This window comes from Halomonas pelophila, assembly GCF_040196315.1.
Lineage (GTDB): Bacteria > Pseudomonadota > Gammaproteobacteria > Pseudomonadales > Halomonadaceae > Halomonas > Halomonas pelophila.
The window spans coordinates 21529-46376 of sequence record NZ_JBEGCI010000010.1 but is presented as its reverse complement, the minus strand read 5'-3'; the positions used below and the strand labels follow the sequence as shown (position 1 = coordinate 46376).

The following is a 24848-nucleotide window of genomic DNA, read 5'->3' as shown; positions in this document are numbered from 1 at the left end:
CTCTCGTCGTGATGGCAGTCAGGCTGCGGTGAAGCCGCCGAGGAAGGCGGCCAGGTTGTCGCCCAGGTGCTCGGTGGGGTAACCCCCCTCCTGCACCAGCACGGTGGGCAGGCCGAGGGCGGCGATGCGACGCCCCACGGCGATGAAATCCTCGGTCTCGAGCGCCAGGCCGGCCAGCGGGTCGTCCTTGTGGGCGTCAAGCCCCAGCGCCACCACCACGGACTCGGGCCGGAAGGCGTCGAGCCGCGCGACCAGGCGATCCAGGGTGGCCAGGAAGGCGGCGCCGTCGCTGCCCAGGGGCAGCGGCAGGTTGACGTTGGCGCCCGCCCCCTCACCCTCGCCCGTCTCGTCGGCGCCGCCCCAGAAGAAGGGATAGAAGTCGGCGGGGTCGGCGTGCAGCGAGCCGGTCCAGACATCGCCGCGGCAATAGAAGATGTCCTGGGTGCCGTTGCCGTGGTGCAGGTCGACGTCGAGGATCGCCACGCGCTCGTGCCGCTCGCGCAGCACCGTGGCGGCCAGCGCGGCATTGTTGAGAAAGCAGAAGCCCCCGGCCCTCTCGGGGCCGGCATGGTGACCCGGCGGACGACACAGGGCATAGGCCGCGTCCTCCCCGGCGAGCACCGCATCGGCGGCGGCCTCGGCGCAGGCGGCGCTGGCCAGGATGCCGGCGAAGCTGTCGGCGGTCATCGGGCAGGCCATGTCGTGCATGTGCCAGCCCACCAGCCCCACCGGGTGACGGGGATAGTGATGGCCGCCGCCGCAGGGGTGGACGTTGGGCGCCACGATCTCGGCGGCGCCCGGCAGCGCCTGCCAGCGGGCGTGGATGGTCTCCAGGAAATCGAGGTAGCGCGGGGCATGGATGGCGGCCAGGCGCTCTCGCAGTCGTGGGCCGTCGACCTCGGTGGGCGGGGTCACGCACAGGCCCATGGACGCCAGGCCCTGGATCAGCAGCTCGGCGCGCACGGGCCCTTCCGGCGAGTCCACCGGCCGGCCGCGCAGCAGGAAGGTGGGCGGCGCGTGACGCTCCTGGTCGGGATGATAGAAAAGCTTCATCTTCAGCGCTCCCCGGTCCGGTAACGGCCGGATCCCGGAACGCCCTGCCCTTCGATGGAGAGCTCCGTGGCGCCTCGCGTGGCCAGGATGAGCCGGTGATGGCCATGATCGTGCGCCACGTGCTCGTGGCCCAGGGTGGCGGTACGCAGATCGAGGAAGGTCATCGGCATCGTTGCCTCGCGGTCACCATCGACTGCTTCAACATGCCGAGGCGCATCGTGGAACGCAAGCCGCGGCCCCGGAGCTGCCGGGGATGCTAGTCCCGCCCGGCGCAGATGCTATGGTGTCGCGAGGTCCATCGCCTCATCCGGGGAGTCGACCCTGCGCCTCCGATCCCGCCTCCCACAGGCGTCGGCAGGGCCCAGCCGCGGCTCCCCTATCGACCACACTTGACTGGGAGTTCCCGATGCCCCGTTTCCCCGACCACCTGACCGGCGACGGCCCGACCAATCCCTTCCCCGGCATCCGCGTGCTGGAGCGACGCCTGGGCCGCGAGATCCCCCACCGCCTGGGCTCCAACGAGGGACTGGACATGCCTCACCGCGCCCTGCGCGAGCACTTCGGCGACGCCATGGTCGAGCATGCCTACTGCTACGGGGACTCGGAGGCGCTGGGCGTGCGCCAGCGCCTCGCCGATCAACAGGGTGTTCCGCTCGAGGCGCTGCTGGTCGATGCCGGCGCCGACAGCCTGATCGCGCTGGCCCTGCGCACCGTGGCCGAGCCCGGCACCACGGTGGTCGCCACCGCCGGCACCTACCCCACCTTCGGCTACTTCGCCAGAGGCCAGGGCTGCCGGCTGGTCGAGGTCGCCTATGAGGAGTCTCCCGGGCGCCTCGCGCCGGACCTCGAGGCCCTGGTGGCCGCGGCTCGGGAGGCCGAGGCGCGGCTGGTCTATCTCGCCAACCCCGACAACCCCAGCGGCCATCTCCACGATGACGATGCCGTGCGCAGCCTGCGCGAGGCCCTGCCCGACGACTGCTGGCTGCTGCTCGACGAGGCCTATCACGACTTCCGCGAGGACGCCGACACCCCCTTCGCCCGGGAGGTGCTGCCCGGCGTGATCCGCCTGCGCACCCTCTCCAAGGCTCACGGCCTGGCCGGGCTGCGCATCGGCTATGCCATCGCCGAGCCCGAGACCCTCGCGATGATGATGAAGGTGCGCATCCACTATGCGGTCTCGACCCTGACCCTGGCCGCCGCCGAGGTGGTGCTCGACCATCCCGACGAGACACGCGAGCACATCGCCGCCGTGCACCGGCGCCGGGCACGCCTGGCCGAGCACCTGCGCGGCCTCGGCGCCGTGGTGCTGCCCAGCGCCACCAACTTCATCGGCGTGCAGATGCCAAGCGCCGAGCTCGCCGAGCGGGTCAACCGCGAGCTGCTCGAGGACGGACGGCTGATCGCCCGCCCCGCCCATCCGGGGCTCGGCCACGTGCTGCGCATCACTGCCGTGGAAGACGCCCTGGTGCCGGGCCGGCTGACGATACTCGAAGAGGCCCTGCGCCAGGCCTAGTTGCTAGCCCTCTAAACACATCGACCCCGGGAGAGGCGTGACACCATGGAACCTCGCCTGCTCTATTCCCTGGCGGCGGACGCCATCCTGGTGGTTCACGCGGCCTTCGTGCTGTTCGTGCTGCTGGGACTGACGCTGACGCTGGTCGGCAAGGGGCGCGCCTGGCACTGGGTGCGTCATCCCGGGTTCCGCCTTGCTCACCTGGTAGCGATCGGCATCGTGGTGCTGCAGGCCTGGCTGGGCGCGCTCTGTCCCCTCACCGCTTGGGAGATGGCGCTGCGGGAGAAGGCAGGAGATGTCGTGTATGCCGGCTCCTTCATCGCCTACTGGTTGCACGAGCTGCTCTACTATCAGGCCCCCGCCTGGGTCTTCACCGTCGTCTATACGTTATTCGCTGGCCTCGTTATCCTCAGCTGGCTCTGGGTTCGCCCTCGCCCCTTCCGCCGCAGGGGACGCCATGACGACCGCTGAGGCGTGATGTCGGCCACTCGGCGGTGTCACGCCCCATAGCCCCACTCAAAGAGGCCCTGCGGCAGCGATAGTATGAAGGGGAAAACTGGATAGGGAGCGGAAGCGTCCGCTCAGCAGCGCCCCTGCATGGCCAGGCCGGGAGGACAGAAGCGGGAGCGTTGCCGGTGATGATGGCGGTCACGGTCGCGGCGGCCATCGTGGTAATGGTGGCGATCGTGATCATGCCCCTCGTGGTACCGATAGTCGTGCCGATCGCCATCGTGATAATAGCGGCGCTCATGCCGACGGTGATATCCGCCGTGGTCGCCGTCGATCTCGATCAGTGGCTCGGAGAGGATACGCGGGGGCGTATAGCTGCACCCCGCCAGGAGCAGCGCGCCGGCCAGTAGCATCACACCCCCTGCCGCTCTGGAACTGTTCATGACGCTTCACCCCCGTCTCATGGCGAGCGGGCCTGCCGGATCAGCAGCGCCCTTTCTTGGCCTGGCCGGGCGGGCAGAAGCCGCCACCGTGGCTGCGACGATCATGGTCGTGACCACCGTGATGGTCGCCAAACTCGATCAGCGGCTCGGAGGTGATCCGCGCCGGCGTGTAGCTGCAGCCCGCCAGCACGGTCGTGAGGATCAGCAGGAGGGACAGCAGTAGGACTCGACGGGTCATAGGGACTCTCGATGGATGGAGAATGAGGAGCCCCATTCTATCGAACCACTGCCCTCTCCCCCATGTGGCGCAGTCGCGACGCTGATGTCTCTATAAAGAGACAGTCATGATGTTGGCGCTGCCGGCCTGGCCCGGGCTGGGCCACTTGATGAGACGGGCAGGCCCAGACAGAGGGCGTGAGCCCGCCGTAAAGGCGCCAGCGCCGATGAGCGTTGACGCCTGGGACGGCAGCGGCAGGCACGCCCACTATAGTGAAAGGGTCGGAAGTGATAGACCGGACGTGAACGCGCCGGTCCCCGCGCGCTTCAGGGAGCCTGACCCATGACAGGGACGATCACCGAGCCTCGAGCCGCACGCCTTCGCCACCCCGCATCACACCCCGGGGGGACGGGCCGCCCCGCCACCCGGCACGTTTCCTGTCGATAGCCGGAAACGCCCGCATGACACTGGCCCTCATCATCCTGTTCCCGCTGCTCGGCGCGCTGCTTCCGGCGCTGTGCCAGCGCGGCAGCTGCCGACGGTTGGCGTGCCTGGCCGCGCTGCCCGCCGTCTCGAGCCTCTTGCTGCTGCTGAGCTTCCTGCCGCGGGTCTCGAGCGGCGAGACGATCATTGCCGAGCTGGACTGGCTACCCTCACTGGGGCTGAACCTGGCGCTGCGCATCGATGCCCTGGGCCTGCTGTTCGCCCTGCTGATCACCGGCATCGGCGCCTTGATCCTGCTCTTCGCCCGCTACTACTTCGAGGGCAGCGCCTCGGCGGCCCGTTTCTTCACCCTGGTGCTGCTGTTCATGGCGGTGATGCTGGGCATCGTGCTCGCCGAGAACCTGCTGTTCATGCTGGTGTTCTGGGAACTGACCAGCCTGGTATCGTTCCTGCTCATCGGCTTTCACAGCGACCGCCAGGCGGCCAGGCTGGGCGCGCGGATGTCGCTGGTGATCACCGGCGGCGGCGGACTGGCCCTGCTCGGCGGCATCGTGCTGCTGGGTGAGGCCGCCGGCAGCTACGAGCTCTCGGTGGTGCTCGAGGCCGGCGAGCGGATCCGCGCCCATGAGCACTATGGGCTGATGCTCAACCTGATCCTGCTCGGCGCCTTCACCAAGTCGGCCCAGTTTCCCTTCCACCTCTGGCTGCCCCACGCCATGACGGCGCCGACCCCGGTCTCGGCCTATCTGCACAGCGCGACCATGGTCAAGGCGGGGCTCTTCCTGCTCGCCCGGCTGCATCCGACCCTGGCCGAGACCGAGCTGTGGTTCTACCTGGTCACCCTGACCGGCATGCTCACGCTGATGGTGGGGGCCTTCGTGGCCATGTTCATGCACGACATGAAGGGGCTGCTGGCCTACTCCACGGTCTCCCACCTGGGACTGATCATGCTGCTGCTGGGCCTGGGCACGCCCATGGCGCTGGCGGCCGCCCTCTTCCACCTGGTCTGCCATGCGCTGTTCAAGGCGCCGCTGTTCATGATGGCGGGCTACGTGGATCGCGCCACCGGCACCCGCGACATGCGTCATATCAACGGCATGTGGCGCTTCATGCCGACGCTGATGGCGCTCTCGGCGATCCCCGCCGCCGCCATGGCCGGCCTGCCGCTGATGAGCGGCTACCTGAGCAAGAAGATGCTGTTCGGCGAGAGCCTGCGGGTGGTCACCCCCGACTGGGCGACGCTGGTGATTCCCGTCTGGGTCACCCTGGCCGGGCTCTTCTCGGTGGCCTACTCGATTCGCATCTTCCATAACGTCTACTTCAACGGGCGGCCCATCGACCTGCCCATCTGGCCGCCCCGCGAGCCCCGCACGGCCGCCCTCACGCCCATCGCCCTGCTGGCCCTGGCCACGCTCGTCGTCGGCATCGCGCCGCAGGGGCTCTACGCGACGCTCGTCCACCCGGCGTTCGAGGCCGCGCGCCAGGCCGAGCTTGCCGCCTACGACTTCGCGACACTGGGCGGTACCCGGTCGGGGCTGATGAGCCTCGTCGCGCTGGCGGGCGGCGCACTCTTCTACGCGATCCGCGGTCCGCTGTTTCGCCTCCATGCCCGCCTGCCGGAGGTGGATGCCAAGGAGATCTTCGACTGGGCCATGCGCCGCGCCATCGAGCTGTCCCAGCGCCGCGTCTTCCAGCTCGAGAACGGCTCGCTGCAGCGCTACCTGACCTTCATCATGGTCACCGTCGTGGTGCTGGTCGGCGTGCAACTGCTCGCCGTGGCGCGCTGGAACGGCGGCGTGCCGCTGGCTGCCCTCGACCCGCTGACCGTGCTGGCCGCCGGCCTGCTCTGGCTGGCGGCCATCGGCGTGGTGGTCTTCCATCACCACCGGCTGCCGGCCCTGCTGCTGCTCGGCGTAACCGGGCTCTTCGTGACCGTCGCCTTCGCGCGCTTCTCGGCGCCGGACCTCGCCCTGACCCAGCTGATGGTGGAGGTGATGGCGGTGGTGATCATGATGCTGGCGCTCTCCTTCCTGCCCCAGCAGTCGCCCCGGGAATCCACGCGCCCGAGGATGGGGCGGGACCTCGCCATCGCCGGCCTGGTGGGCGGCGGCGTGACGGCCTTCAGCTTCGCCATCCTGACGCGCCCGCAGCACACCATCTCCGACTTCTTCCTCGCCAACAGCCTGCCCGGCGGGGGCGGCACCAACGTGGTCAACGTGATCCTGGTCGACTTCCGCGGCTTCGATACCCTGGGCGAGATCACGGTGCTGGGGATCGCGGCCGTGGCGGTCTTCGCCTTCACCCGCGACCTGCACCTCAAGGAGCGGGTGGTCGACACCAACCCCGGGCACTGGGTGGCCGAGCCGCACCCGATCATGCTCAGCACCGTGGCCCGCCTGGTGCTGCCGATCGCCCTGCTGGTCTCGGCCTATATCTTCCTGCGCGGCCACAACCTGCCCGGCGGCGGCTTCATCGCCGGGCTGATCACCGCCGTGGCCTTCACGCTGCAGTACATGGCGGGCGGGCTGGTCTGGGCCCAGGCGCGCATGCTGACCGCCTTCCGTCCGTTGATCGGGGCCGGCCTGCTGATCGCCGTGGCCACGGGGCTCGGCAGCTGGCTGTTCGGCTACCCGTTCCTCACTTCGGCCCACGGTCACTTTCACCTGCCGCTGGTCGGCGAGTTCGAGCTGGCCACCGCCATGCTCTTCGACCTCGGCGTCTATGCCACCGTGGTCGGGGCGACGCTGCTGGTGCTGGCCAACCTCGGCAAGCTGATGACCGTGGCCGGTCCCGGCAAGGAGATCGGCTGATGGAACTGCTCTATGCGATGACGCTGGGCGTGCTGACCACCTGCGGGGTCTACCTGCTGCTGCGGGCGCGCACCTTCACGGTGATCCTGGGCCTGACCCTGCTCTCCCACGCCGTGAATTTGTACCTGTTCGCCTCGGGGCGCCTGGTCGCCGGCGCACCGGCCATCGTCGGCCTCACCGAGCGCTCGGCGGACCCGCTGCCCCAGGCCCTGGTGCTGACCGCCATCGTCATCGGCTTCGCCATGACCGCCTTCGTGGTGGTGCTGGCCCTCAAGGCGGCGGTGGAGCTGCGCAACGACCACGTCGACGGCGAGAATCCCGACGAGGATAGGCTATGAACCATGCGCTGATCCTGCCGATCCTGCTGCCGCTGATCACCGGGGCGAGCCTGCTGCTGCTCTATCGGCTGCCGTTCGGCGTGCAGCGCCTGGCCGGCATCGCCAGCACCCTGGGCCTCGCCCTGCTGGGCGCCTGGGCCCTTGGCGCGGCCGGCTCCGGAGAGTATCAGCTCTACCATGCCGGGGACTGGCCGGCGCCTTACGGCATCGTGCTGATCCTCGACCGGCTCAGCGCCCTCATGCTGGCGCTGACCGCCATTCTGGGGCTTGGCTGTCTGCTCTACGCCAGCCGCGGCATCGACCGGCGCGGGGCGCACTTCCACGCCCTCTTCCAGTTCCAGCTGGCCGGCCTCAACGGCGCTTTCCTGACCGGCGACCTGTTCAACCTCTTCGTGTTCTTCGAGATCCTGCTGATCGCCTCCTATGCGCTGCTGCTGCATGGCGGCGGGCGGGCACGCAGCCGCGCCGGACTGCACTACGTGATCATCAACCTGGTGGGCTCGGCGCTGTTCCTGATCGCCCTGGGCACCCTCTACGGGCTCACCGGCACCCTCAACATGGCCGACCTGGCCCTCGAGGTGGCCGCTGCCCCGCCGGGCGACGCGCCGCTGCTGGCGGCGGCCAGCATGGTGCTGCTGGTGGTGTTCGGCATCAAGGCCGCCATCCTGCCGCTGCTGTTCTGGCTGCCCCGCGCCTACTCGGCCTCGAGCGCCCCGGTGGCCGCGCTCTTCGCCATCATGACCAAGGTCGGCATCTACGCCATCCTGCGGGTCTTCCTGCTGGTCTTCGGGCTGGGCGAGGCGCCGGTCAACGCCGCCGCCTGGCAGTGGCTGTGGCCGTTGGCACTGCTGACCCTGGCGCTGGGCGGCGTCGGGGTGCTGGGCTCGGACAGCCTGCGCACCCTGACCGCCTACCTGGTGATCATCTCGGTGGGCACCCTGCTCGCCACCTTGAGCCTCGTCACCCCGGCGACGCTCTCCGCCGCGCTCTTCTACCTGATCCACAGCACCGGCATGGCGGCCGCCTTCTTCCTGCTCGCCGACCTGCTGGGCCAGCAGCGCGAGGAGGGCTACGACCGCTTCTCGGTGGTGGCGCCAATGGGCCATCGCACCCTGCTCGGCAGCCTGTTCTTCCTCGCCGCCATCGCCGCGGTCGGCCTGCCGCCGTTCGCCGGCTTCGTCAGCAAAGTGTGGATCCTCCAGGCGAGCGCCAATGAGCCGCGGGGGCTCTGGCTGTGGGGCGTGCTGCTCACCGCGGCGCTGCTGACCCTGATCGCCGTCAGCCGCACCGGCAGCCGCTGGTTCTGGCGTCCCGATCCCGCCAGCGCAGCAGCGCGCCCGCTGGATCGCGGCTGCCTGGCCATCGTCTGTGCCATGGTGGCCCTCAACGGCGTCCTTGCGGCCCTGGGCGAGCCGGTCATGGCGTACCTGGCACTGACCGCCGAGCAGCTGATGACGCCGCAGGCCTATATCGCCGCCATGCTGCCGGAGACACTGGCCCTCGCCACGGAGGTCGCGCCATGACGCCGAACGTCCGCTCCCGGCAGTTCTGGCTGCCGCACCCGCTCTTCTCGCTGTTCCTGGCCCTGCTGTGGCTGCTGATGGTCAACGACTTCAGCGTCGCCCATGCCCTGCTGGGGCTGGCGCTGGGCGTGGCGATCCCCCTCGTCACCCACGCCTTCTGGCCCGAGGAGGCGAAGATCCGGCGCCCCTTGCCGCTGCTGCGCTACCTGGGGGTGCTGCTGGTGGACATCCTGCGCTCCAACCTGGTGGTGGCCCTGCGCATCCTGCGCCCCGCCCGACAGCTGCGGCCGGGCTTCTTCACCTATCCGCTGACGCTGGACGACGACTTCGCCATCACCCTGCTGGCCAGCACCATCTCGTTGACCCCGGGCACCGTCTCGCTCCACTACGACGGCGAGGCCAACACCCTGCTGATCCACGCCCTGCACCTGGAGGACGAGGCCGAGGCCATCGCCACCATTCGCACGCGCTACGAGCAGCCCCTGGAGGAGATCTTCCGATGATTGCCGTCGTCATCCCGATCGCCATGACGCTCTTCGCCGTCGCCGCCCTGTTGAACCTCTACCGCCTGGCCGCAGGCCCCGACATCGTCGACCGGATCCTGGCGCTGGACACCCTGATGATCAACAGCATCGCGCTCATCGTGCTGGCCGACCTGCGAATGGGGCTCGGCGTGCTCTTCGAGCTGGCCCTCTTGATCGCCCTAATGGGTTTCGTGGGCACCGTGGCCATGTGCAAGTACCTGCTCCGGGGGGACGTCATCGAATGACCCATCTCGACATGCCGTGGACCCTGCAGCTCGTCGTCGTCGCCTTCCTGCTGGTCGGCGCCCTGGTGGCCCTGATCGGCTCCTGGGGGCTGGCCAAGCTGCCCGACTTCTACACCCGGCTGCACGGCCCCACCAAGGCCAGCACCCTGGGCGTCGGCTGCACCCTGATCGGCTCGCTGCTCTACTTCAGCCACCAGCAGGACGGCGTCTCGGTGCAGGAAGCGCTGGTGACGATCTTCCTGTTCGCGACCGCCCCGGTCAGCGCCCACATGATGGGCAAGGCCGCCCTGCGCCGACGCCTCGGTAGCGTGCCCGGCAGCCAGAACCCGCCCGAGCGCTAGCCCCTGCCCGTCCGGCATCTTAGGCCGCCACCATTTGACTTCTTAGCCCTAGCGGTCAGAATGATATTCACTCTCATTTGTACCTTATGGTGCGCTATGACCGCGGAACGCTCCCAGCTCCATTACGCCTGCGTCTTCCTGTACGTCTCCTTCCAGGCGATCCAGCATTCGGTGACCTGCTCCTCGAGCCAGGACGACACGCCGTGCTGGCTGGATGCGCAGACGATGAGCCTGCTGCTTCGGGAGCTCCAGCGCTGCCGCCGGCAGGCGGGCCCCTTCAAGGACGTCTCTCCGTTCCTCGACACCGCCTTCTACCACTGCGGCCTGCTGATGGCCCAGTGCCCCGCCGCCCTCAATCGCCCGCTCTGCCAGCACCACCTCGAGGCCATCATCACGCCGCTCAAGGAGGCCGCGGCGCAGCTCTCGGGCAAGGAGTCCCCGGGGACGGACAGCCGCGCCACGTCACCCGGGAAGCGCATTCGCCGCTGGCTGGGGTGGTAGCGACCTCGACAGCCGGAAGGCTCAGGCGTTATAGCTGACGCGCCCCAGCTCAGTGATGTCGTAGCCGCCCAGCGCCTCGGCCCGCTCGGCGAAGCGGGGTTCCCGGGCGAAGGCCAGCAGGCGCTGGATCGGCGCCTCGAAGTAGCTGCGCCGGCGCAGGGCCAGGTCGAAGGCCTCCTCGTGGAGCGGCACGAAGGCGAGCCCCTGGCGACGCGCGGCGGCCTCCACCCCGAGCCCCGCATCGGCCTCGCCCTGGCGGATTGCCAGCGCAAGGTCGTCCTCGCTGAGCGAGGGGTGATCGGCCAAGCGCAGCCTGCTGGAATCGACCCCTTCACGCGCCAGCAGCCAGCTCAGCAGCCGATGCGCCCCGGCATCCGGCTGACGATGGGCGACCCGCACCCGCCGATCCGCCAGGTCATTGAGCGCGGCGATGGCCAGGGGATTGTCGGGCGCCAGCAGCAGCCCCTGGCGACGCCTCACCCAGCGCAGCGTCACCAGGTCGCGCATGCCGGAAAGGCCCAGCGCCTCGGGCCGGTTGTAGTCGCCGCTACGCTCGTCCAGCAGGTGCAGCCCCGCCACCATCGCCTCGCCCGAGAGCAGGCGTCGCACCCCGTCGCCGCTGCCGTGACAGAGCAGCGCCAGGCCCGCGCCGCTCTCGCGCACCGCCCACTCCAGCAAGGGGTCCTGGCTGCCAGCGAGCACCAGCGGCACGGGCCGGCTGCTCGCCCGGTCGCCCTCCAGGTGGCTCATCAGCCACAGGTCGATGGCCTGGCGCGGGAAGAGCAACTTGCCGGTCACTCGCACGCAGGGGATGCCGCCCTGGCGCACCAGGTCGTAGACCTTGCGCTCCTTTAGGCGCAGGTAGTCCGCCACCTCGGCGGTGGTCAGGTAGGCGTGGTCCGGGCCGAGTGCCATGGCGCTCCCCTTATAAAGATACAGGTACAGGTACAGGTACAGGCTGGGCTGAATTCGTCGTTTTCCTGCATATTACTGCATGAATTACCGCACCGTGTGCATTAGCGGGGTTTAACGCACATGATGCAGGAAGATCGCAGGAGAGCCCGATGCCCGACGACGCCAACGCCTTCCAGACCGCCCTCGCCCTGATCCTGGGGCTCGATCCCGACCTGATCGGGATCGTCACGCTGTCGCTGAAGGTCTCGCTCTCCGCCGTGCTGATCGCCGCGCTGATCGCCCTGCCGCTGGGTGCGGCGATCGCGCTGTGGCGCTTCCCCGGTCGCGGGGTGCTGATCGTGGCGCTCAATGCGCTGATGGGGCTGCCGCCGGTGGTCGCCGGGCTCGCGGTCTACCTGCTGCTCTCGCGGGCGGGCCCGCTGGGCGAGCTGGGCCTGCTGTTCACGCCCGGCGCGATGGTGATCGCCCAGGTGATCCTGGTGCTGCCGATCATCGCCGCCCTGACCCGCCAGCAAATCGAGGAGCTCCACGGCGACTACCGCGAGCAGCTCACCTCCATGGGCGTCTCCCGGGCGCGGCGCATTCCCACCCTGCTGTGGGACGCCCGCTTCGGCCTGGCCACCGTGATGCTCGCCGGCTTCGGCCGCGCCAGCGCCGAGGTCGGGGCGGTGATGATCGTCGGCGGCAACATCGACGGGGTGACCCGGGTGATGACCACCGCCATCGTGCTGGAGACCAGCAAGGGCGACCTGCCGCTGGCGCTGGGGCTCGGCATCGTGCTGCTCGGGCTGGTAGCGCTGGTCAACGCCGCCGCCCACCTGGTCGGCGAGACGGCACGTAGGCGGGTGGGATGAACGAGCTGACCCGCCTGGACGTCTCGGCCATTCCCCCCCTCGCCCTCGAGGGCGTCGGCTTTCGCCACCGCGGCCAGCCGCTGCTGCACCCCGTCGACCTGCGCCTCACCGGGTGCCACTGCACCCTGGTGATGGGCCCCAACGGCGCCGGCAAGAGCCTGCTGATGCGCCTCGCCCACGGCCTGCTCGCCCCCACTACCGGCCGCGTGCGCTGGGAGGGCCGCCCGCCGCGCCAGGCCATGGTCTTCCAGCGCCCGGTGCTGCTGCGCCGCTCGGCCCTGGCCAACCTCACCTATGCCCTGGCGATCGCCGGCACCCCCCGCCGCCAGCGCAAGCCGCTGGCCCGGGAGGCGCTTTCGCGCTTCGGCCTGGCCGCCCTGGAGGCGCGCCCGGCCCGGGTGCTCTCCGGCGGCGAGCAGCAGCGCCTGGCCCTGGCCCGGGCGTGGCTCGCCAGGCCCGAGGTGCTGTTTCTCGACGAGCCCACCTCGGCGCTGGACCCCGCCGCCATCAAGGCGGTGGAGGATGCCGTGCGCGACTTCCACCGTCGCGGCACGCGCATCGTGATGACCAGCCACGACCTGAACCAGGCCCGCCGCCTGGCCGACGACATCGTGCTGATGGTGGACGGGCGGCTCATCGAGCACTCCCCGGCCGAGACCTTCTTCACGGCTCCCGCCTCCGCCGAGGCGCGGGCCTTCATCCGGGGCGAGCTGATCTGGTGACGGCTGGCTCCTCGCGATATGCGATTACACCACAACAAGAAGGAACGACAGCATGCAAAGGAACGCCCGCAGGAAACACCACGGCCTCACCCTCGTCGCCCTCGGCCTGATGGGCCTGTCGCTTAACGCCAGCGCCCAGGACGACGACCGCCACATCACCCTGGCCTCGACCACCTCCACCCAGAACTCGGGGCTTTTCGACGCCATCATTCCCCAGTTCAGCGAGGCGAGCGACATCGAGGTGCGCGTGGTCGCCGTGGGCACCGGCCAGGCCTTCGAGATCGCTCGCCGCGGCGATGCCGACAGCCTGCTGGTGCATGACACCGCCGGCGAAGAGCGCTTCGTCGCCGAGGGCTACGGCACCGAGCGTGCCGACGTCATGTACAACGACTTCGTGATCGTCGGGCCGAGCGATGACCCGGCCGGCATCGCCGATGCCGAGACTATCGAGGAGGCGCTTTCCGACATCGCCGAGGCCGAGGCGCCCTTCGCCTCACGCGGCGACGACAGCGGCACCCACCGCGCAGAGCAGCGCCTGTGGGACGCCGCCGATGTGGCGCCGGGCGGCGAGTGGTACCGCGAGCTCGGCAGCGGCATGGGCCCGACCCTGAACACCGCCGCCGGCATGGACGCCTACGCGATGAGCGACCGCGCCACCTGGGTCGCCTTCGACAACCGCCAGAACCTCGAGCTGCTGTTCGCCGGCGACGAGGCGCTGTTCAACCAGTACGGCAGCCTGCTGATCTCCGCGGAGCGCCATCCGCACCTGAAGCATGATCTCGCCGAGCAGTGGCATGACTGGCTGCTCTCCGAGGCGGGCCAGGCCGCCATCGCCGACTTCGAGGTCAAGGGCCAGCAGCTGTTCTTCCCCAACGCCCACGCCGACTGACCCGGCGATAACCTCGCCTCACCCGCAGACCCGCCAGTGCCCGGCTACGTCCGGCCGGGCCACGCTTGGCCGGGCCACGCTTGGCCGGGCCACGTTGGCCGGGCCACGTTGGCCGGGCCATGAAAAGCCTGCTATCCGCCGTCGAGCCTATCGGGTATATCGCCTGAGCTCATCGGCAAAGTCGCTGCGCAATCTCGTCCACTCCATCTTGAACCAGGGCGTGTAGTGTTCCGGGCAAGAGGCCAGCTCGGCATCGAGCGCTGCGGGTGATATCCAGCACCAGTTGGCGATCTCCTGGCGGTTGGGGCGTGGTGCTTTGTCAGTGACCCCAAGATATACCCAGCAAAGCTCGTGCTCGGCGCCGCTTGAACCGAACTGGGCCTGATAGCGGAACTTGTAGAGGAAGGCGAGTTGCGCCTCGATGCCGACCTCCTGCCATAATCGCCGGTGAATCGCCTCTTCCATGGACTCACCTCGGCGTGGGTGACTACAGCAGCTGTTAGACCAGCACAGCGACCAGAGGCGCTTGCCTTCCGCACGCTGCTGCAGAAGAAGCTCGCCGTCATGATTGAACACGAACAGCGAGAAGGCGCGATGCAGCACACCGCTGCCTTCGTGGCACTTGGCCTTGCTCAAATACCCCAGCTCCCTGTCCTCGTCATCGACCAGGATCAGCTCCTCGTCATCGAAGGAAACGGTCTCGTCGCGCTTGCTTGAGCCAGTGCTAACCAATGGTCATCTCCTTGGCCGTGATATCTGTCTACTCCTCGTGATTGCCTAGCCGAACGCCATCGCGTGCCGCTGAAAAGCCATCACCACCGGCAGGCTCCAACGCCCATGCACTCAGCTCCGGACGTGGACCCGCGAGCGGCGCGAGTGGCAACCCCCGGGTCGCACCGCTGAACAGCAGTTTGAGCATGCCATCATGACGTGTCGCCAGGCGGGTACTCGCGATGGCGGTCTTGACCGTGCGGCGTGACACCTTGACCTGCCGCCCCGTGCAATAGGTCGGCCGAGCATTTATCCGCCTGAGTGTGAGCACGGCCAGGCCGATGGCCCATAAGCAGAAACGCCTGATGCCCGTTTCTTTCGCGGGAACCATCAGGGTGTAGCGAAAGGCATTACGCAAATGGGCATGCGCTATACCGACCATGTATCGCAGGGCGGTGGCGAACTCCGGATCACTGCGTCCCGGCGCCAGGCTCGACACGTCCACACCAAATTCCTGAAATTCCCGGCGGGGCAGCCAGCAGACGCCACGTTGCCGATCGTCCCAGAGGTCCTTGAGGATATTGGTGAGCTGCAGTCCCTGTCCGAACGACGGTGCCAGGGCCAGCATCTCGGCACGCTTCTCATGCATGTCGCCTGAATGCTGGCAGAACAGTTCGGTGAGCATTTCCCCCACGACGCCTGCCACGTAATAGCAGTAGCGATCCACCTCGCCCAGATCTGCCAAGCCCTCCAGGCTGGAAGTATCCTGGTAATGGCCCATGCCCCTGCACATGATGCTCACACACTTGACCAGCGCCTGCTGTTGGGGCGCTGCGAGGCTATGGGTGCAGCGAACGACCAGTGGCGTGTTAGCCATCAACTCTCGCTCATCCGGTGACGTGGCCGGCGAGAGCAGCGGCGTGACCTGCCTGGCGAAACTCTGGGCCGTCTCCTCTCCTCTCAGCACCGCCATGAACCGTTCATGCAAGCGGGTCTTCTGAACCGCGGAAAGCGCCGGTTCATCCTCCACGGTGTCGGCAATACGGCAGAGCAGGTAGGCATTGGTCACGACCTTGCGCAGATCGGCCGGGAGCTGAGGGATGGTAAGGGCAAAGGTGCGTGACACCCCGCCAAGGACCCTGCCCTGATAGGCGTCTGCCTCTGTAGTTACGGAAGCCGCCGCAAGGACCTCGGCCATGACAGTACACCCATTCATGTGTGGCGATTGACCAACCCGCGTGACGTGCAAGTATCGAGACAGACTGATTAAGCAGGCTATCACGCTGGCTTTGAGAGAGTAACGACGCCCCGCCAACGTCAAGGCCGAGTAGGCCGACGCCCCAGGCGGATCCACCCGCCAGGCCATGACCCACCCCGCCACGCGCCGTTTCGGCCCGTGGCGGGCGCGTTTCTGGCTTCAGTCCATCAGCACGAAACCGTTGAACTGCCAGACCGTCACCAGGGTGAGGGCGAGCAGCACGACCAGCCCGGCATGGCGCAGGCGCCGCCCCGGCGTCCAGCCGGTCTCGCCCAGCACCGGCGCCAGCAGGGCGAGGCTCCCCAGGCTCAGCGCCCCCGCCAGCATCGCAACGATCTGGGCGGCCACGAAGGCCGGCGGCGGGAAGCCGAAGAAGACGAGCCCCAGGTCCCGCGCGATGGGCAGCACCCCGGCCAGGGCGAGCCCCATGCTCACCACCCAGAACCCGGCGGCCAGCAGCGTCAGCCGCCCGCCCCAGCGCGCTGCGGGCCGGCATGCGCGAGGCCGGCCCCAGCCGAACAGCGCCACCACCAGGGAGCCGGCGAACACCGCTCCGGCCAGGCCCAGGAAGGCGAGCCGCCAGCGCGGGTTGGCGAGCGGCCCCACCCGCTCCATCACCATGATCGGCTCGGGCACCGCCAGGTGGGTCACGGCGCCGCCGTCGTCGGTCAGAAAGCGCAGCGACTCGCCGCTATCGGCCTGGCGGAAGTGCCCCTCTCCCTGCGCCGGCATCAGGCGAATCTCTCGGCCCCGCCGGCTCAGCACCAGCTGGCCGTCCCGGTCCAGGGAAACACTGGCCATGTCGTGGCTGAGCAGCGCCTCGACGGTGGTATAGGACCGACGCGTGGAGAGGTAGTCCCCGACATAGCGCGCCAGGTTGTCGGGCGCCGCGGCCGTGGCGGGTGGTTCGGTCGGGAAGTGGCGGCGCACCAGCTCCTCGACGAAGCCGCGGATCAGCGCCTGACCGCCGTTGCTGTTGGTGCTGATGAACACGCCCAGCTCGAGTTCGGGGATCAGCTGCAGATCGGAGACGAAATGCACCGTGCCGCCGCCGTGGCCGATGGCCCGGTAGCCGGCGATCTCGCTCTCGATGAAGCCGTGGGCCATGCCGGGCTGCCCCAGCGCCACCCGATAGTGGGTCCGCTGCATCTCACGGGCCGTCTCCGGCGCGAGCAGTGCCACGTCGCCGAGCCGCCCCTCGTTGAGGTGGGCGCGCATGAAGCGCGCCATGTCAGTCGCCGTGGTGGAGAGGCTCCCCGCCGGGCCGATGCCGCCGACGAAGGTGAAGCCGCCCGGCCGGAAGCCACCGTCGACCCACTGATAGCCCTCGCTGACCCGCTCGCGCAGGGCCGGCGCCATGGGCTCCCCCTCGCGCTGGGGCCCCCAAGGCTCGCGGAAGGTGCTGTCCCGCATGCCCAGCGGCCCCAGCAGGTGGCGCTCGGCGTAGGCCTCCCAGGCCATGCCGCTGACCTCTTCCACCACCCGACCGGCAAGCGCCACCCCGTAGTTGGAGTAGGCCGGCCAGCTGCCCGGCGCTCGCACCTGGGCCGGGGTATGACGGCGCAGATAGTCACGCAGCGACAGCACGGCGTCGGGGTCGTCCTCGAAGAGGTGGCCCATGGCCGTATCCTCGAAGCCCGGCGTGTGGGCCATCAGCTGGCGCAGGGTGATGGGTTCGGGATAGCGGGTCTCAAGGGGCAGGTCGGTCAGGGTGTCACGGATGTCGGCGTCCAGATCGAGTCGGCCCTGCTCTACCAGCTGCATCAACGCCGTCCAGGTGAAGAGCTTGGAGATCGAGCCCGGCCGGAAGAGGGTCCGCTCGGCCACCACCGGGCGCCCGGCCTCGAGGTCGGCCGCCCCGTAACCCTTGGCCAGCACCAGTGCGTCGTCCTTGACCACCGCCAGCGTGACGCCGGCGACATGGTCGGCCTTCATGCGCGCGGTGACGAAGCCATCGACGAAGGCCTCGAGGTCCTGACGCTCGATAGCCTGTTGCTCGAGCCTCTGGCGCTCGAGATCCTGACCATCGATCGCGGCCCCCACGGCCATGGCCGTCCACAGCCAGACCATCAGCCCGCACAGGGCCCCTCGCATGACCTTCATGATCGCGTGTCTCCCTGAATCGCCTCGTTTCCCTTCGCATGGTCGGGCATCGCTCGCCTGCCCCCCGCGCACCGCCGGGGATATCGTGGCACACCGGGCGGGCCTCCATGCACTCATCAGCAGGGTCGCGCAAGGCGCGCCGAAAGCCCAGGACCCCGCCGCCACCGCGTTGGCATGGGTTTCGGGGCCTCACGATTGCCACCTTGGTCTAAGCCGAGCAATGCTGCACTTTACGTTAACGTCAACCTCGCCTAGTCTTGTCCCATCTGCCATTTCGATGACACCAGTTTGCCGGTCGCGCCTTCGCTCGAGCACAAGGCGCGTCACCTGACACGACGGGAGCCCTGCCATGCACACGCCCTACCAACCCCTCGATTTCGACCTAGACGACGAGCTGAACATGCTGCGCGATCACGTCAACGCCTTCGCCCGCGACGAGATCGCCCCGCGCGCCGCCGAGATCGACGAGAAGAACGAGTTTCCCAACGATCTGTGGCAGAAGTTCGGCGACATGGGCCTGCTCGGCATCACCGTGCCGGACGAGGACGGCGGCAGCGGCATGGGCTACCTCGCCCACTGCATCGCCATGGAGGAGATCTCCCGGGCCAGCGCCTCGGTGGGCCTCTCCTACGGCGCGCACTCCAACCTCTGTGTGAACCAGCTCAAGATCAACGCCTCAGCCGAGCAGAAGGCCAAGTACCTGCCCAAGCTGATCAGCGGCGAGCACGTCGGGGCGCTGGCCATGTCGGAGCCGGGCGCCGGCTCCGACGTGGTCTCCATGAAGCTGCGCGCCCGCAAGGAGGGTGACAAGTACATCCTCAACGGCAACAAGATGTGGATCACCAACGGCCCCGATGCCGAGGTGCTGGTGGTCTACGCCAAGACCGACCCCGAGGCCGGTTCCAAGGGCATCACCGCCTTCATCATCGAGAAGGGCATGCCCGGCTTCTCCACCGCCCAGAAGCTCGACAAGCTCGGCATGCGCGGCTCCAACACCTGTGAGCTGGTGTTCGAGGACTGCGCGGTGCCGGAGGCCAACGTGCTCGGCGAGGTCGGCAAGGGCGTGAAGGTACTGATGAGCGGCCTGGACTATGAGCGCACCGTGCTCGCCGCCGGCCCCATCGGCATCATGCAGGCGGCCATGGACATCGTGGTGCCCTACGTCCACGAGCGAAAGCAGTTCAACCAGTCGATCGGCGAGTTCCAGCTGGTGCAGGGCAAGATCGCCGACATGTACACCACCCTGAACGCCTGTCGCGCCTACCTCTACGCGGTGGCGGCGGGCTGCGACCGCGGCCGCACCTCGCGCAAGGACGCCGCCGGCGTGATCCTTTACTGCGCCGAGAAGGCCACCCAGGTGGCGCTGGACGCCATCCAGCTGCTCGGCGGCAACGGCTATATCAACGAGTACCCCACCGGGCGACTGCTGCGCGACGCCAAGCTCTACGAGATCGGCGCCGGCACCAGCGAGATCCGGCGCATGCTGATCGGCCGCGAGATCTTCAACGAATCCAAGTAAGGGCGGCGTTCCATGAGCATCCTCCAGACCCAGATCAATCCGCGCAGCGACGTCTTCCAGGCCAACGACGTCGCCATGCGCCGCGAGGTCGGCCAGCTGCGCGAGCTGACCGCCGCCATCCACCGCGGCGGCGGCGAGAAGGCCCGCGCCCGCCACGAGTCCCGCGGCAAGCTGTTCGTGCGCGACCGCATCGACCACCTGATCGACGAGGGCTCGCCCTTCCTCGAGTTCTCGGCGCTGGCCGCCCATGAGGTCTACGACAGCCCGGTGCCCGCCGCCGGCGTGGTCACCGGCATCGGCCGCGTCTCCGGGGTGGAGTGCGTGATCGTCGCCAACGACGCCACGGTCAAGGGCGGCACCTACTTCCCGCTCACCGTGAAGAAGCACCTGCGCGCCCAGGAGATCGCTCGCAAGCATCGCCTGCCGTGCCTCTATCTCGTCGATTCCGGCGGCGCCTTCCTGCCCCGCCAGGACGAGGTCTTCCCGGATCGCGACCACTTCGGACGCATCTTCTACAACCAGGCCACCCTCTCCGCCGAGGGCATCCCGCAGATCGCCGTGGTGATGGGCTCCTGCACCGCCGGCGGCGCCTACGTGCCGGCCATGGCCGACGAGTCGATCATCGTCCGCGAGCAGGGCACCATCTTCCTCGGCGGCCCGCCCCTGGTGAAAGCCGCCACCGGCGAGAGCATCAGCGCCGAGGACCTAGGCGGCGCCGACGTGCACGCCAAGGTGAGCGGCGTGGCCGACCACTACGCCGAGAACGACGCCCACGCCCTGCAGCTGGCCCGCGCCTGCGTGTCGCGGCTCAACTGGCAGAAGCGCGGCGAACTGAAGATGCAGCCCTCCAAGCCGCCGCGCCTCGATCCGACCGAGCTCTACGGCATCGTCGGCACCGACCTCAAGAAGCCCTACGACGTGCGCGAGGTGATCGGGCGCATCGTCGACGACTCCGACTTCGACGAGTTCAAGCGCACCTACGGCGACACCCTGGTCACCGGCTTCGCCCACATCCACGGCCACCCGGTGGGCATCGTCGCCAACAACGGCGTGCTCTTCTCCGAGAGCGCCGTGAAGGGCGCGCACTTCATCGAGCTCTGCGCCCAGCGCAAGATCCCGCTGGTGTTCCTGCAGAACATCACCGGCTTCATGGTCGGCTCCAAGTACGAGCACGAGGGCATCGCCAAGCACGGCGCCAAGCTCGTCACCGCCGTGGCCTGCGCCCGGGTGCCCAAGTTCACCGTGCTGATCGGCGGCAGCTTCGGCGCCGGCAACTACGGCATGTGCGGCCGCGCCTTCGAGCCCAACCTGCTGTTCATGTGGCCCAACGCCCGCATCTCGGTGATGGGCGGCGAGCAGGCCGCCGGCGTGCTCTCCCAGGTCAAGCGCGAGCAGATCGAGCGTGAGGGCCGCGAGTGGACCCAGGAGGAGGAAGAGGCCTTCAAGGCGCCCACCCGCGAGCAGTACGAGCACCAGGGCCACCCCAACTACGCCAGCGCGCGGCTGTGGGACGACGGCGTGATCGACCCGCTGCAGACCCGCGAGGTCCTCGGCCTGTCGCTCGCCGCCGCCATGAATGCCGAAGTGGAAGAGACGCGCTTCGGCGTGTTCCGGATGTGAGGTCGAGATGACGCCGACATACTCCCGACTGACGATCGACGACCGCGGCGTGGCCCGGCTGACGCTGGACCGCCCGGACGTCCACAACGCCTTCGACGACCACCTCATCGCCGAGCTCAATGCTCACCTCGAGCGCCTGCATGATGCCGCCCGCCACGGCGAGGTGCGCGTGGTGGTGCTGGGCTCCGAGGGCAAGAGCTTCTCCGCCGGGGCGGACCTGGGCTGGATGAAGCGCATGGTCGAGTACGACTTCGACGGCAACCTCGCCGACTCGCGCAAGCTCGCCACCCTGATGCACCGCCTGGACACCCTGCCCTGCCCCACCCTGTGCCGGGTGCAGGGCGCGGCCTTCGGCGGTGCGGTGGGCCTCGCCGCGTGCTGCGACGTGGTGGTCGCCTCCGAGAAGGCCAAGTTCTGCCTCTCCGAGGTCAAGATCGGCCTCTCGCCGGCGGTGATCAGCCCCTACGTGCAGCGCGCCCTGGGCGAGCGCCAGGCGCGCCGCTATGCGCTGACCGCCGAGGTGATGGACGCCGCCACCGCCCAGGGCCTCGACCTGGTGCACCGAGTGGTCGCCCCCGACGAACTCGACGCTGCCGTCGACGCCATGCTCGAGACGCTGCTCGCCGGCTCGCCCCAGGCCCAGCGCGCCACCAAGGCGCTGCTCGCCGAGGTCGCCCGCGAGCCCGACAGCCAGGCCACCCGCGAGCACACCTGCCGGGTGATAGCCGAGCTTCGCGTCAGCGCCGAGGGCCAGGAGGGGCTCGCCAGCTTCTTCGAGAAACGCCGCCCCGCCTGGACCGCCGACGCCTCCCAGAATTCCGACACGACCGCCACGGAGCGCCGCTCATGAGCCGTTCGACACCCTTCGACACCCTGCTGGTCGCCAACCGCGGCGAGATCGCCTGCCGGGTGATGCGCACGGCGCGTGCCATGGGCCTGCGCACCGTCGCCGTCTATTCCGATGCCGACGCCAATGCCCGCCACGTGCGCGAGGCCGACGAGGCGATCCGCCTCGGCCCCGCCGCGGCCCGCGAGAGCTACCTCAAGGTCGAGGCCGTGGTCGAGGCCGCCAAGCGCAGCGGCGCCGGCGCCATCCACCCCGGCTACGGCTTCCTCTCCGAGAACGGCGCCTTCGTCGAGGCGCTGGATGCGGCCGGCATCGTCTTCGTCGGCCCGCCCGCCTCGGCCATCGCCGCCATGGGCGACAAGTCCGCCGCCAAGGCGCGCATGGCCAACGCCGGCGTGCCGCTGGTGCCGGGCTACCACGGCGACGACCAGGACGACGCCCTGCTCAGGGCCGAGGCCGACAAGATCGGCTACCCGGTGCTGCTCAAGGCGAGCGCCGGCGGCGGCGGCAAGGGCATGCGCGTGGTGGAGTCCGGCGAGGGCTTCCAGGCCGCGCTCGACGGCTGCCGCCGCGAGTCCCAGGCCGCCTTCGGCGACCAGCGCATGCTGATCGAGAAGTACCTGACCCAGCCGCGCCACGTCGAGGTGCAGGTGTTCTGTGACAGCCACGGCGCCGGCGTCTACCTCTTCGAGCGCGACTGCTCCGTGCAGCGCCGCCACCAGAAGGTGCTCGAGGAGGCCCCGGCGCCGGGCATGAGCGAGGGCCTGCGCCGCGAGATGGGCGAGGCCGCGGTGCGCGCCGCCAAGGAAATCGGCTACGTGGGCGCCGGCACCGTCGAGTTCCTGCTCGATGCCGACGGCTCGTTCTACTTCATGGAGATGAACACCCGCCTGCAGGTGGAGCACCCGGTCACCGAGATGATCACCGGCCAGGACCTGGTCGAGTGGCAGCTGCGCGTGGCCATGGGCGAGGAACTCCCTCTCGCGCAGAATGAATTGACCATCACCGGCCACAGCTTCGAGGCGCGCCTCTACGCCGAGGACCCGGAGCAGGACTTCCTGCCCGCCACCGGCACCCTCACCCGCTTCGCCATGGACCTCGAGGGCGCGGAACTCGACCCGGCCCGCGTGCGCCTGGACAGCGGTGTGGCGACCGGCGATGCCGTCTCCATGCACTACGACCCGATGCTCGCCAAGCTGATCGTGCACGGCAACGACCGCGCCCAGGCGCTGGCGACCCTCAACCGGGCGCTCGCCGCCCTCGACGTGCAAGGCGTGGTCACCAACCGCGCCTTCCTGCAGCGCCTGGCGACCCATCCGGCCTTCCAGGCCTGCGAGCTCGACACCCGCTTCATCGAGAAGAACGAAGCCACCCTCTTCGCGCCCAAGCAGTACAGCACCGAGGAATATGCCGGGGCCGCCCTGGTGGGCCTGCACCAGCTCGCCCGCGAGTGCGAGAGCGACTCCCCCTGGGACCGCCACGACGGCTTCCGCCTCAATGCCCCGCACACCATTCGCATCGCCCTGTGCGACCCGGCCCACGCCCAGGATGACGACGACTCCGAGGCCGTGGTGGTGGTCGAGGGCACCCGCGAGCGCGAGGACGCCGCCTGGCACCTGACCATCGGCAGCGAGACCCTCACCGCGCGCCTCGATTCGCTCGAGGGCGACGCCGTGGCCATCACCCTGGACGGCCACCGCCGCCGCCTGCAGGCGCGTCTGGTGGGTGAAGGGAGTGAGCGCAACGTGGTGGTGATCGTCGACCCGCGCGGCGAGACGCGGCTGTTCTGGCGGCGCATCGACGCCATCGACCACGGCCGCCAGGAGGCCGAATCGACCCTCACCGCACCCATGCACGGCACCGTGGTGGCGCTACTGGTCGAGCCCGGCGCCCGCGTCGAGAAGGGCATGCCGCTGATGGTCATGGAGGCCATGAAGATGGAGCACACCATGGCCGCCCCCGCCGACGGGCACGTGGCGAGCTTCCACTTCCAGGCCGGCGACACCGTGGGCCAGGGCGACGTGCTGCTCGAATTCGCCGCCGACGACTAAGGAGAGCAACCATGGCATTTCCCCAGCAGGTGCGCCTGGTCGAGGTCGGCCCTCGGGACGGCCTGCAGAACGAGCCGACGCCGATCGACACCGCGACCAAGCTCGCGCTGATCGACCGGCTCGGCGCCGCCGGCCTCACCCACATCGAGGCGGCGAGCTTCGTCTCGCCCAAGTGGGTGCCGCAGATGGCCGACCACCGCGAGGTGATGCAAGGCCTGACGCGCCGCAATGGCGTCACCTACTCGGCCCTCACCCCCAACTTCAAGGGGCTCGAGGCCGCGCTCGAGTGCGGCGTGGACGAGGTCGCGGTGTTCAGCGCCGCCTCCGAGGCCTTCTCGCAGAAGAACATCAACTGCTCGGTGGCGGAATCGCTCGAGCGCTTCGCCCCGGTGCTCGAGCGCGCCCGCGAAGCCAACGTGCGCGTGCGCGGCTATGTCTCCTGCGTGCTCGGCTGCCCCTACGAGGGCGAGATCGCCCCGGCCAAGGTGGCCGAAGTGGCAAAGGCGCTCTATGAGATGGGCTGCTACGAGGTCTCGCTCGGCGACACCATCGGCGTGGGCACCCCGCTCAAGGCCAAGCGCATGCTCGAGGCGGTGGCCCGCGACGTGCCGATGGCGAAGCTCGCTGCCCACTTCCACGACACCTACGGCCAGGCGCTCGCCAACCTCTATGCGGTGCTCGAGGAAGGCGTGGCGGTGATCGACAGCTCGGTGGCCGGCCTCGGCGGCTGCCCCTACGCCAAGGGCGCCTCGGGCAACGTCGCTTCCGAAGAAGTGGTCTACCTGCTCGACGGCCTCGGCATCCAGAGCGGTATCGACCTCGACGCACTGGCCGCCACCGGCACCTGGATCACCCAGACCATCGGCCGGCCCAACCGCTCCAAGGTGGGGGTGGCACTGGCCAGCCGCTGGTCGGCGGCTGCCCTCTCTCTACAGCCACAAGGTCGCCTCGGGTAAT

At 69.1% G+C, this 24848-nt stretch carries 25 protein-coding genes; 17 read left to right on the top strand and 8 right to left on the bottom strand.

All coding sequences use genetic code 11. The features are described 5' to 3' along the window. Nucleotides 1-18: 18 nt before the first annotated feature. Nucleotides 19-1053 (bottom strand): histone deacetylase family protein, encoded by a 1035-nt coding sequence (locus tag ABE957_RS12130; protein WP_349758954.1) that lies wholly within the window; start codon nt 1051-1053, stop codon nt 19-21. A 2-nt stretch (nt 1054-1055) separates the two neighbouring features. Then, nucleotides 1056-1223 (bottom strand): cupin domain-containing protein, encoded by a 168-nt coding sequence (locus tag ABE957_RS12125; RefSeq protein ID WP_349758953.1) that lies wholly within the window; start codon nt 1221-1223, stop codon nt 1056-1058. A gap of 236 nt (nt 1224-1459) precedes the next feature. Between ABE957_RS12125 and ABE957_RS12120 the strand changes: the two genes are divergently transcribed. Both ABE957_RS12120 and ABE957_RS12115 read left to right on the top strand, forming a co-directional pair. Further along, a complete protein-coding gene (locus ABE957_RS12120) occupies nt 1460-2566 on the top strand; it encodes a pyridoxal phosphate-dependent aminotransferase (RefSeq protein WP_349758952.1) in 1107 nt (368 codons plus the stop codon). Nucleotides 2567-2611: 45 nt separating this feature from the next. Further along, complete coding sequence (locus ABE957_RS12115) at nt 2612-3037, top strand: DUF2784 domain-containing protein (protein WP_349758951.1); 426 nt, start codon at nt 2612-2614, stop codon at nt 3035-3037. Nucleotides 3038-3147: 110 nt separating this feature from the next. On the opposite strand, the gene ABE957_RS12110 is transcribed toward ABE957_RS12115, so the two are convergent. Beyond that, nucleotides 3148-3459 (bottom strand): hypothetical protein, encoded by a 312-nt coding sequence (locus ABE957_RS12110; RefSeq protein WP_349758950.1) that lies wholly within the window; start codon nt 3457-3459, stop codon nt 3148-3150. 40 nt (nt 3460-3499) lie between these two features. Further along, entirely contained in the window at nt 3500-3697 is a 198-nt protein-coding gene (locus ABE957_RS12105) for a hypothetical protein (protein ID WP_349758949.1), read from the bottom strand. 440 nt (nt 3698-4137) lie between these two features. On the opposite strand from ABE957_RS12105, the gene ABE957_RS12100 reads away from it, so the two are divergent. From ABE957_RS12100 to ABE957_RS12070, 7 genes are all read left to right on the top strand, one after another. Beyond that, nucleotides 4138-6930, top strand: a complete 2793-nt coding sequence (locus ABE957_RS12100; protein ID WP_349758948.1) for a monovalent cation/H+ antiporter subunit A — start codon at nt 4138-4140, stop codon at nt 6928-6930. Continuing rightward, nucleotides 6930-7268: a Na+/H+ antiporter subunit C gene (locus tag ABE957_RS12095; protein ID WP_089849080.1), complete on the top strand. Its 339-nt coding sequence runs from the start codon at nt 6930-6932 to the stop codon at nt 7266-7268. The genes ABE957_RS12100 and ABE957_RS12095 overlap by 1 nt, the downstream gene beginning before the upstream one ends. Continuing rightward, nucleotides 7265-8791 carry a monovalent cation/H+ antiporter subunit D gene (locus tag ABE957_RS12090; RefSeq protein ID WP_349758947.1) on the top strand — a complete coding sequence of 509 codons (1527 nt, stop codon included), beginning with the start codon at nt 7265-7267 and terminating at the stop codon, nt 8789-8791. Before ABE957_RS12095 ends, ABE957_RS12090 begins: the two co-directional genes overlap by 4 nt. After that, nucleotides 8788-9294: a Na+/H+ antiporter subunit E gene (locus ABE957_RS12085; protein WP_349758946.1), complete on the top strand. Its 507-nt coding sequence runs from the start codon at nt 8788-8790 to the stop codon at nt 9292-9294. Before ABE957_RS12090 ends, ABE957_RS12085 begins: the two co-directional genes overlap by 4 nt. Continuing rightward, entirely contained in the window at nt 9291-9560 is a 270-nt protein-coding gene (locus tag ABE957_RS12080; protein WP_349758945.1) for a K+/H+ antiporter subunit F, read from the top strand. The genes ABE957_RS12085 and ABE957_RS12080 overlap by 4 nt, the downstream gene beginning before the upstream one ends. Then, the gene (locus ABE957_RS12075) at nt 9557-9901 is read left to right on the top strand and encodes a Na+/H+ antiporter subunit G (RefSeq protein ID WP_349758944.1); all 345 of its coding nucleotides are present in this window, start codon (nt 9557-9559) and stop codon (nt 9899-9901) included. Before ABE957_RS12080 ends, ABE957_RS12075 begins: the two co-directional genes overlap by 4 nt. A 96-nt stretch (nt 9902-9997) precedes the next feature. Beyond that, nucleotides 9998-10402 carry a hypothetical protein gene (locus ABE957_RS12070; protein ID WP_349758943.1) on the top strand — a complete coding sequence of 135 codons (405 nt, stop codon included), beginning with the start codon at nt 9998-10000 and terminating at the stop codon, nt 10400-10402. Between the two features lie 21 nt (nt 10403-10423). Here ABE957_RS12070 and ABE957_RS12065 read toward each other — a convergent pair whose 3' ends face one another. Further along, on the bottom strand, nt 10424-11317 hold the full coding sequence (locus ABE957_RS12065) for a substrate-binding domain-containing protein (protein WP_349758942.1): 894 nt from the start codon (nt 11315-11317) through the stop codon (nt 10424-10426). A 149-nt stretch (nt 11318-11466) separates the two neighbouring features. Between ABE957_RS12065 and ABE957_RS12060 the strand changes: the two genes are divergently transcribed. The 3 genes from ABE957_RS12060 to ABE957_RS12050 all read left to right on the top strand — a co-directional run bounded on the left by ABE957_RS12060 (nt 11467) and on the right by ABE957_RS12050 (nt 13782). Continuing rightward, on the top strand, nt 11467-12171 hold the full coding sequence (locus ABE957_RS12060) for an ABC transporter permease (protein WP_349758941.1): 705 nt from the start codon (nt 11467-11469) through the stop codon (nt 12169-12171). Further along, nucleotides 12168-12893: an ATP-binding cassette domain-containing protein gene (locus tag ABE957_RS12055; protein WP_349758940.1), complete on the top strand. Its 726-nt coding sequence runs from the start codon at nt 12168-12170 to the stop codon at nt 12891-12893. The genes ABE957_RS12060 and ABE957_RS12055 overlap by 4 nt, the downstream gene beginning before the upstream one ends. Before the next feature lie 109 nt (nt 12894-13002). After that, on the top strand, nt 13003-13782 hold the full coding sequence (locus ABE957_RS12050; protein WP_432765419.1) for an ABC transporter substrate-binding protein: 780 nt from the start codon (nt 13003-13005) through the stop codon (nt 13780-13782). 147 nt (nt 13783-13929) lie between these two features. On the opposite strand, the gene idi is transcribed toward ABE957_RS12050, so the two are convergent. From idi to ABE957_RS12035, 3 genes are all read right to left on the bottom strand, one after another. Then, nucleotides 13930-14514, bottom strand: coding sequence for an isopentenyl-diphosphate Delta-isomerase (gene idi / locus ABE957_RS12045; RefSeq protein WP_349758938.1), 585 nt, complete (start codon nt 14512-14514; stop codon nt 13930-13932). A 28-nt stretch (nt 14515-14542) separates the two neighbouring features. Beyond that, a complete protein-coding gene (locus ABE957_RS12040) occupies nt 14543-15691 on the bottom strand; it encodes a phytoene/squalene synthase family protein (RefSeq protein ID WP_349758937.1) in 1149 nt (382 codons plus the stop codon). Between the two features lie 219 nt (nt 15692-15910). After that, nucleotides 15911-17854 carry a serine hydrolase domain-containing protein gene (locus ABE957_RS12035; RefSeq protein ID WP_349758936.1) on the bottom strand — a complete coding sequence of 648 codons (1944 nt, stop codon included), beginning with the start codon at nt 17852-17854 and terminating at the stop codon, nt 15911-15913. 349 nt (nt 17855-18203) lie between these two features. Here ABE957_RS12035 and ABE957_RS12030 point away from each other — a divergent pair, with 349 nt between their 5' ends. The 5 genes from ABE957_RS12030 to ABE957_RS12010 are packed head-to-tail and all read left to right on the top strand — an operon-like array spanning nt 18204 to nt 24847. Continuing rightward, nucleotides 18204-19373 carry an isovaleryl-CoA dehydrogenase gene (locus ABE957_RS12030; RefSeq protein ID WP_349758935.1) on the top strand — a complete coding sequence of 390 codons (1170 nt, stop codon included), beginning with the start codon at nt 18204-18206 and terminating at the stop codon, nt 19371-19373. A 12-nt stretch (nt 19374-19385) separates the two neighbouring features. Further along, nucleotides 19386-20993 (top strand): carboxyl transferase domain-containing protein, encoded by a 1608-nt coding sequence (locus ABE957_RS12025; protein WP_349758934.1) that lies wholly within the window; start codon nt 19386-19388, stop codon nt 20991-20993. Between the two features lie 7 nt (nt 20994-21000). Then, nucleotides 21001-21843, top strand: coding sequence for an enoyl-CoA hydratase/isomerase family protein (locus ABE957_RS12020; protein WP_349758933.1), 843 nt, complete (start codon nt 21001-21003; stop codon nt 21841-21843). Next, on the top strand, nt 21840-23891 hold the full coding sequence (locus ABE957_RS12015; RefSeq protein WP_349758932.1) for an acetyl/propionyl/methylcrotonyl-CoA carboxylase subunit alpha: 2052 nt from the start codon (nt 21840-21842) through the stop codon (nt 23889-23891). The genes ABE957_RS12020 and ABE957_RS12015 overlap by 4 nt, the downstream gene beginning before the upstream one ends. Nucleotides 23892-23902: 11 nt before the next feature. Beyond that, nucleotides 23903-24847 carry a hydroxymethylglutaryl-CoA lyase gene (locus tag ABE957_RS12010; RefSeq protein WP_349758931.1) on the top strand — a complete coding sequence of 315 codons (945 nt, stop codon included), beginning with the start codon at nt 23903-23905 and terminating at the stop codon, nt 24845-24847. Nucleotide 24848 lies beyond the last annotated feature (1 nt).

Excerpts from the sequence above, each read along its gene's own strand:
- ABE957_RS12105 (WP_349758949.1), bottom strand. The coding sequence starts at position 3,697 with ATGACCCGTCGAGTCCTACTGCTGTCCCTCCTGCTGATCCTCACGACC.
- ABE957_RS12015 (WP_349758932.1), top strand. The coding sequence starts at position 21,840 with ATGAGCCGTTCGACACCCTTCGACACCCTGCTGGTCGCCAACCGCGGC.
- ABE957_RS12085 (WP_349758946.1), top strand. The coding sequence starts at position 8,788 with ATGACGCCGAACGTCCGCTCCCGGCAGTTCTGGCTGCCGCACCCGCTC.
- ABE957_RS12080 (WP_349758945.1), top strand. The coding sequence starts at position 9,291 with ATGATTGCCGTCGTCATCCCGATCGCCATGACGCTCTTCGCCGTCGCC.
- ABE957_RS12075 (WP_349758944.1), top strand. The coding sequence starts at position 9,557 with ATGACCCATCTCGACATGCCGTGGACCCTGCAGCTCGTCGTCGTCGCC.
- ABE957_RS12110 (WP_349758950.1), bottom strand. The coding sequence starts at position 3,459 with ATGAACAGTTCCAGAGCGGCAGGGGGTGTGATGCTACTGGCCGGCGCG.
- ABE957_RS12090 (WP_349758947.1), top strand. The coding sequence starts at position 7,265 with ATGAACCATGCGCTGATCCTGCCGATCCTGCTGCCGCTGATCACCGGG.
- ABE957_RS12050 (WP_432765419.1), top strand. The coding sequence starts at position 13,003 with ATGGGCCTGTCGCTTAACGCCAGCGCCCAGGACGACGACCGCCACATC.
- ABE957_RS12125 (WP_349758953.1), bottom strand. The coding sequence starts at position 1,223 with ATGCCGATGACCTTCCTCGATCTGCGTACCGCCACCCTGGGCCACGAG.
- ABE957_RS12095 (WP_089849080.1), top strand. The coding sequence starts at position 6,930 with ATGGAACTGCTCTATGCGATGACGCTGGGCGTGCTGACCACCTGCGGG.
- ABE957_RS12100 (WP_349758948.1), top strand. The coding sequence starts at position 4,138 with ATGACACTGGCCCTCATCATCCTGTTCCCGCTGCTCGGCGCGCTGCTT.
- ABE957_RS12065 (WP_349758942.1), bottom strand. The coding sequence starts at position 11,317 with ATGGCACTCGGCCCGGACCACGCCTACCTGACCACCGCCGAGGTGGCG.
- ABE957_RS12055 (WP_349758940.1), top strand. The coding sequence starts at position 12,168 with ATGAACGAGCTGACCCGCCTGGACGTCTCGGCCATTCCCCCCCTCGCC.
- ABE957_RS12035 (WP_349758936.1), bottom strand. The coding sequence starts at position 17,854 with ATGAAGGTCATGCGAGGGGCCCTGTGCGGGCTGATGGTCTGGCTGTGG.
- ABE957_RS12040 (WP_349758937.1), bottom strand. The coding sequence starts at position 15,691 with ATGGCCGAGGTCCTTGCGGCGGCTTCCGTAACTACAGAGGCAGACGCC.
- ABE957_RS12020 (WP_349758933.1), top strand. The coding sequence starts at position 21,001 with ATGACGCCGACATACTCCCGACTGACGATCGACGACCGCGGCGTGGCC.
- ABE957_RS12130 (WP_349758954.1), bottom strand. The coding sequence starts at position 1,053 with ATGAAGCTTTTCTATCATCCCGACCAGGAGCGTCACGCGCCGCCCACC.
- ABE957_RS12115 (WP_349758951.1), top strand. The coding sequence starts at position 2,612 with ATGGAACCTCGCCTGCTCTATTCCCTGGCGGCGGACGCCATCCTGGTG.
- ABE957_RS12030 (WP_349758935.1), top strand. The coding sequence starts at position 18,204 with ATGCACACGCCCTACCAACCCCTCGATTTCGACCTAGACGACGAGCTG.
- ABE957_RS12060 (WP_349758941.1), top strand. The coding sequence starts at position 11,467 with ATGCCCGACGACGCCAACGCCTTCCAGACCGCCCTCGCCCTGATCCTG.
- ABE957_RS12010 (WP_349758931.1), top strand. The coding sequence starts at position 23,903 with ATGGCATTTCCCCAGCAGGTGCGCCTGGTCGAGGTCGGCCCTCGGGAC.
- ABE957_RS12070 (WP_349758943.1), top strand. The coding sequence starts at position 9,998 with ATGACCGCGGAACGCTCCCAGCTCCATTACGCCTGCGTCTTCCTGTAC.
- ABE957_RS12025 (WP_349758934.1), top strand. The coding sequence starts at position 19,386 with ATGAGCATCCTCCAGACCCAGATCAATCCGCGCAGCGACGTCTTCCAG.
- ABE957_RS12120 (WP_349758952.1), top strand. The coding sequence starts at position 1,460 with ATGCCCCGTTTCCCCGACCACCTGACCGGCGACGGCCCGACCAATCCC.